Annotated in this window: 8 protein-coding genes; 6 read left to right on the forward strand and 2 right to left on the reverse strand. The window is 41.1% G+C overall.

What is annotated here, in order from left to right; genetic code table 11:
- Positions 1–413 precede the first annotated feature (413 nt).
- From CHX27_RS01885 to CHX27_RS01905, 5 genes are all read left to right on the forward strand, one after another.
- Positions 414–1,325, forward strand: a complete 912-nt coding sequence (locus tag CHX27_RS01885; protein WP_094485076.1) for an ABC transporter substrate-binding protein — start codon at positions 414–416, stop codon at positions 1,323–1,325.
- A 223-nt stretch (positions 1,326–1,548) separates the two neighbouring features.
- Positions 1,549–2,376: a UDP-2,3-diacylglucosamine diphosphatase gene (locus tag CHX27_RS01890; protein ID WP_094485084.1), complete on the forward strand. Its 828-nt coding sequence runs from the start codon at positions 1,549–1,551 to the stop codon at positions 2,374–2,376.
- A 38-nt stretch (positions 2,377–2,414) separates the two neighbouring features.
- Positions 2,415–2,963 carry a hypothetical protein gene (locus tag CHX27_RS01895; RefSeq protein ID WP_094485077.1) on the forward strand — a complete coding sequence of 183 codons (549 nt, stop codon included), beginning with the start codon at positions 2,415–2,417 and terminating at the stop codon, positions 2,961–2,963.
- A 6-nt stretch (positions 2,964–2,969) separates the two neighbouring features.
- Positions 2,970–3,239, forward strand: coding sequence for a hypothetical protein (locus tag CHX27_RS01900; RefSeq protein WP_094485078.1), 270 nt, complete (start codon positions 2,970–2,972; stop codon positions 3,237–3,239).
- A gap of 82 nt (positions 3,240–3,321) precedes the next feature.
- On the forward strand, positions 3,322–3,813 hold the full coding sequence (locus CHX27_RS01905) for a hypothetical protein (protein ID WP_094485079.1): 492 nt from the start codon (positions 3,322–3,324) through the stop codon (positions 3,811–3,813).
- Between the two features lie 42 nt (positions 3,814–3,855).
- Here the strand turns inward: CHX27_RS01905 and CHX27_RS01910 are convergent, their stop codons facing one another.
- A complete protein-coding gene (locus tag CHX27_RS01910) occupies positions 3,856–4,290 on the reverse strand; it encodes a protease complex subunit PrcB family protein (protein WP_094485080.1) in 435 nt (144 codons plus the stop codon).
- A complete protein-coding gene (bshA, locus tag CHX27_RS01915; protein ID WP_094485081.1) occupies positions 4,287–5,420 on the reverse strand; it encodes an N-acetyl-alpha-D-glucosaminyl L-malate synthase BshA in 1,134 nt (377 codons plus the stop codon). The genes CHX27_RS01910 and bshA overlap by 4 nt, the downstream gene beginning before the upstream one ends.
- A gap of 264 nt (positions 5,421–5,684) precedes the next feature.
- Between bshA and CHX27_RS01925 the strand changes: the two genes are divergently transcribed.
- Positions 5,685–6,029 (forward strand): nuclear transport factor 2 family protein, encoded by a 345-nt coding sequence (locus tag CHX27_RS01925; RefSeq protein WP_094485083.1) that lies wholly within the window; start codon positions 5,685–5,687, stop codon positions 6,027–6,029.
- The last annotated feature ends 120 nt before the right edge of the window (positions 6,030–6,149 follow it).

Genomic DNA, 6,149 nt, shown 5'->3' on the forward strand with positions numbered 1-6,149 from the left:
AATTCACCCTTTTACGAATCATGTACCCAGCTTAACCCACGTATCTTAGGTCGGTGCCTGAGCTTGTCGAAGGCAGCTTGTACAAGGCAGCATTGTGTACATCGTGAAAAACTTTGTGAAACATCGTGCTCCATTTTCCCTTTTTTCCATCTTTTCCATCTTTTCCATTTTTTCCATTTTTTCCCGGGTGAGCGATAGCAGCGACATCTTTTTTGGCGTAAATGAGCTTCCACCAAACGTGCGCCAAAAAAATACAGCGGATAGCGCGACGGCGGTTCGATGACACGTTTGCGAAGCGCTACGATAGCACCGCCGGCACCCCCAAAAAAGGTGAACAAGCCTATCATTTTTGAGGTGGAAATCGGAAAAACTTTTTATCTTCCCGCAACTGTACTTGCAATAAATTAGAGGCTATGACCACACTTAAACTTGCTTTAGATTGGACACCGAATGTAAACCACATTGGATTTTTAATTGCCAAAGAATTGGGATTTTATTCGGATAAAGGGATTGATGTTCAGATTGTTAGTCCGCGTGACGACAACTACCAATTAACTCCCGGCAAGAAGCTAGAATTGGATAGAGCTGATTTAGCAATTGCGCCTTTTGAAACCGTTATTAGTTTGAATAACAAAGGAAACAAGGTGAATGCGCGTGCGGTATATGCCATTTTGCAAGAAGATTTGAGTTGCATTGTTGCGTTGCAATCGTCGGATATTGCTGCACCGAAAGATCTCGATGGCAAGGTATACTCGTCGTACAATGCGCGTTATGAAGATGCGATTGTACAGCAAATGGTTTTCAACGACGGCGGAACGGGAAGTGTTGTTTTTTCATATCCCGACAAGCTAGAAATTTGGAACTCGCTCTTAAATGGCACTGCCGACGCGACATGGATTTTCGACAATTGGGAAGGAGTTGATGTAAAATTAAAAGATGTAGCGATCAACAAATTTCGAATGGCCGATTATGGAATTCCATACGGTTATTCGCCTGTAGTTTTGGCTAAAAAAGAGCAAATTGAGCAAGATCATGAGAGTTTTAGCAACTTTGTAAAAGCAACGAAAAAGGGATTTTTGTTGGCGAAAGCGCAGCCGGAACAAGCCATTGAAATTTTGAGAAAGTACGTAGTGCCGTACGATTTACAGTACATCGATTTACGGGAATCGCTCGCACGAACGGTTGGTTATTTTGGAGATGAGCAAAGTTGTGGATTTATGAAGCCCGAACGGGTAACAGCTTTTTTGAATTGGTTGGTAGAAAGTAAGTTAGAGCATACGATTATTCTAGAACAAGAATTGTTTACGAACGATTTGTTGCAATAAATGTCGGGAAACCATGGGGCTCGCAGTACAGTACCTGAATTGAAGAAATTTGGATTACAGCACCGAGGTGGGACGTCGATTTAGAAGAAATTGATCGTGAAAACTACTGTGGGAAAAGTTCTTAACATTTAACTTACGCAATCGTAAAATTAAAGCGCTGAGATTTAATATGAATCGGCGGATGTGCTAATATGTGAATGCTTCATTTGCAAAAACGAATTTTGTGAAAAAGCGTCAGATTGATTTGGTGGTAATTTCCGATGTGCACTTAGGAACTTACGGTTGCCACGCTCGAGAATTGTTTACGTATCTGCAATCCATCAAACCTAAAAAACTGATTCTCAATGGCGATATTGTCGACATTTGGCAATTTCGAAAATCGTATTTTCCAAAATATCATTTAAAAGTTATAAAAAAAATCATTGATTTTGCGTCGAAAGGTACGGAAGTGTATTACCTGACGGGAAACCACGACGAGATGCTTCGAAAATTCAGTGATGCACAAGTGGGATATTTTACTATCGCCGATAAATTGGTGTTGGATCTTGACGGAAAGAAAGCTTGGTTTTTTCACGGTGATGTTTTCGATGCGTCGGTTAATCATGCCAAATGGATTGCGAAGCTCGGCGGTTACGGTTATGATTACCTGATTTTGATGAATCGATTCATCAATTGGGTACTCAAACGACTCGGAAAGGAGCCGTATTCGTTCTCGAAAAAGATAAAAGCGAGCGTAAAAAAAGCAGTAAGTTTTATATCCGATTTCGAAAATGCTGCGACCGAATTAGCAATTGAAAACAAGTACGACTATGTAATTTGCGGACACATTCACGAACCGAAGATCATAACCAAAATGAACAAGACAGGCGCTACGACCTATTTAAATTCAGGTGATTGGATCGAAAATTTAACGGCACTCGAATACCATAAAAAGCGTTGGAAACTCTTTAAATACTCCGAACAGTTCGAACTTCCTCAAGAAAATTTATTCGAAATGGAAGAAGCACTAGAGCCAAAACTTGTTGCCTCGCTCATTTTCAATAAGAAATAAGTTAGATTTGCGTTATTAGCACATCTAATCTTACACAAATGAAAAACACAATTTTGAGTTTGTTTGCTCTCGCTGCGGTAGTTAGCAGCTGCGGATCAGACAATAACAACGACAGCAGTAACAATCCGAGCAACGACAACTATTTGCCGCTTACCGTAGACAATTATTGGAAATACGAAGTAAGTGCTGATAACGCCGTTGTTGGAACTGATTCGCTTTACATTGAAAAAGACACGACAATTAATGCGAACGTGTACAAAAAATTTGCCGCTAATTATCTTGCAACCGAATTGCCATTTGGTTTTTTTACGGGCATTATGAATGGAAATTCACTACGTAAAAGTGGCAGTAAATTATTGCTTACCGGAACCACAGGATTAAGCTTATCTGCTGAATTACCAGTAGATGTTGATATAGTTGATTTACCGGTTTTCGACAGCGCTGCAAGCAGTGGAACAGTCGTAGGTTCTAAAAATGGTTCATTTTCCCAAACAATTTCCGGATTTCCTGTAACGGTTACCTATAATTTAACAGCCACTCAGGGAGAAACATTAGCCTCGTACACCGTTCCTGGTGGAGAAAGCTAAAGTAATGTGAAATCGGTTGTACTAAAATTGAATCTAGGTGTCGCCGCTTCGTTGGAGATTAATCCAGGAGCTCCGCCCACATCGATTCCCGTTTTGCAGCCTCAAGACGTAGTTGTATCGACTGTTTATTTTGCAAATAATATTGGTATGGTTTACGCTACTACAAATGTTGCGTATGAAATAGAAGATTTTTCAGGTATTGGAATTGAGCTTCCGATTCCGCAAACATTCAGCCAAACACAAACCGAGAAATTAATCGCGCATCAAGTAGAGTAAAGTTTTGTAAGCTTTTTTAGTATTCCTGTAATAGAAAAACTGTTAAAAATACGGTGATTTGTCTTATCAAAAACAGAATATTATGAAGAACATTTTTTTAACGACTGCCCTAATTGTAGGAACTGCATTCGCCACTCAAGCTCAAGACATATCTAAAAACGCACTAGGTTTGCGTTTAGGAGATAACGACGGATTTGGTGGTGAAATATCGTACCAACGCGGATTAGGAGATAACAACCGCTTGGAGTTAGACTTAGGTTTTAGAAATAACGACGACTACGATGCATTCAAATTAGTTGGTTTGTATCAATGGGTATGGAACATCGAAGGCGGTTTTAATTGGTACGCCGGAGTGGGTGGAGGTATTGGTAGCTATAGCGCCGATCGCGGTCCAGGATTTAATGATGAAGACGGAACGTTTTTACTTGCCGCAGGTGACATCGGAATTGAATATAACTTCGACATTCCGCTACAATTAGCACTTGATTTCAGACCAGAAATATATTTCGGAGACGAATTCAGAGACGATGATTTCGGACCGGATTTAGCACTTTCTATTCGATATAGATTCTAAAAAAGTCGGCTTAGGCCGACTTTTTTTATGACATATCCTTCCCTACTCCACTTCTTTAAAAACCAGAGGTTTCTTACTATTTATTTGTACGATACAAATCGGATACGTAATTGCCATCGTTACAAAGGAGTTGGGGTCGGGCTTAGTTTTTTGAACGTACACTTCAATTTCGGTGTTGGTTTCCTTCACATCTGTTACTGTAATTCCGTAGCCGCCAGTAGGCTTTTCGCCCGCACTCAGCACCACAAAAGTACTTTGATCAATATTGCTTTTATTGATTTTTCGTTTTAACTCCGGATCGTTTTTCAGCAATTCAAATTCTTTTCCGTCGTTTATAATTTCGTAAAATTCAATCTGTGCGCCACCTGTACCTGCTTGCTTCAGAATGGTGAATAAGGGCGCTTTAGCCGATTTGTCTTTTCCCGATCCGCAAGCCAACGCTAGAAACGCCAGCGTGACAACAATAACCTTTTTCATTTTTGTTTTTTTAGTGCCTTTTCATAAATACGTTCATAAAGCGGCATTATTGCCGAGATGTCAAATTTTTTCGCATTTTCGAAAGCACGTTCTTTAAACGCTTCCAACACGGCATCGTCTTCCAAAATGCGGACGCCGTTTTCGACCATCTCTTGCACGTCGCCTACATCACTTAAGTAACCCGAAACGCCGTCAAAGTTAACTTCGGGCAAACCGCCAGAATTACTGCTAATTACCGGAACACGCCACGCCATAGCTTCTAAAGCCGCCAGACCAAAACTTTCGGTTTCCGAGGGCAACAAAAACAAATCGGTGTAGCTTAAAATACGGTCAATTTCGTTGCTGTTTCCGAAGAAAATCACCCGATCCTGAATGCCCAATTGTTCGCATAATTGCTCGGCTTTAACCTTTTCCGGACCGTCGCCAACCATCATCAGTTTCGCAGGTATGCGTTGTTGAATCAAGTTAAAAACGGCAATCACATCCGGAATTCGTTTAACCTTTCGGAAGTTACTTATGTGCGTGATAATCCGTTCCGACTTCAACGCCATTGCCGAACGTTTACAAGGGTTCAAAACCAAATCGCCCGCATTTTTCAACTCAATAAAGTTCGGTATCACGTGAATTTTCTTTTTTATCTTGAACAGTTCGTACGTTGCATTTTTCAAACTTTCCGAAACCGAAGTAACGTAATCCGATTTATTGATACTAAAACTAACTGCGGGTTTATAAAAAGGGTGATTGCCCACTAAGGTAATATCAGTTCCGTGCAAAGTTGTTACCATCGGAATCCGAATACCTTCTTTTTTGAGCATTTGTTTAGCCATATAACCGGCATAAGCGTGCGGAATGGCGTAGTGTACGTGTAAAATTTCGATGTTGTACAACTTGACCATATCGACCAATTTACTCGATAGAGCCAATTCATACGGCTGGTAATGAAAGAGCGGGTATTCCGGAACATTCACCTCATGATAGTGCACATTTGTTTCCAGCAAGGCCAAACGAACCGGCTGTCGGTAGGTAATAAAGTGCACTTCGTGACCTCTGCGCGCCAATTCGAGTCCCAATTCTGTAGCCACCACGCCGCTGCCACCAAAGGTCGGATAGCACACTATTGCAATTTTCATAGCTTAATTTTTTGCAGAGCTAAAGTACGCGATTTTTTTGAAGCTATTCGCGCTTTCCACTGCAAGTCCGCAGCAAAAAAGCCCGTATTTTAGCAGCGGGTTCGGGCTTCTGTTGTCGCCCTTCCCTACTGCAAATACGGGGCTTTTTTGCTTTACGGGCTTTCCGTTGCAATCGCGGCTAAGGCAATCGTTATCGGCGTATCGTTGTTCAAAAATCAAGAAAATCAACAATTTTTTTCAACTTGCATACAAATTGAAATGCTGATGTTAAACCATACCGAAATCTGCTTGCTGTATTTGCAATCTTACCAAGACAAAAACTTAACTGCTGTGTCCGAGTTATTTGCCGAACAAATTGTTCTGCGCGATTGGAATTTGCGCGTCGTTGGTAAAGCTGCGGCTTTAAACGAAACACAAAAAAACTTCGAAGCGGCAAGATCCTTGCAAATCGAGGTGCTTCATACTTATGAACGCAGCAACAGCATCGCCGCCGAGCTAATAATAACGGTTAACGATTCCGAAGTCCTGCATGTTATCGATGTACTAGATTTCGATGCACAAGGTAAAATCGTAGCTATTCGCGCATATCGCGGTCGCGGTGATGAATGATGAGGATACTGATAAAAAGAACAACAATTTTCGCATTTAGTTCTAAAGATAAAATATGAGGAAAACCCGTACTCGTATGTCGATTTTTTTTCAAAACTTCGCCTCGATGGGGGCGGGCGG

The organism is Flavobacterium aurantiibacter (assembly GCF_002251775.1).
GTDB lineage: Bacteria > Bacteroidota > Bacteroidia > Flavobacteriales > Flavobacteriaceae > Flavobacterium > Flavobacterium aurantiibacter.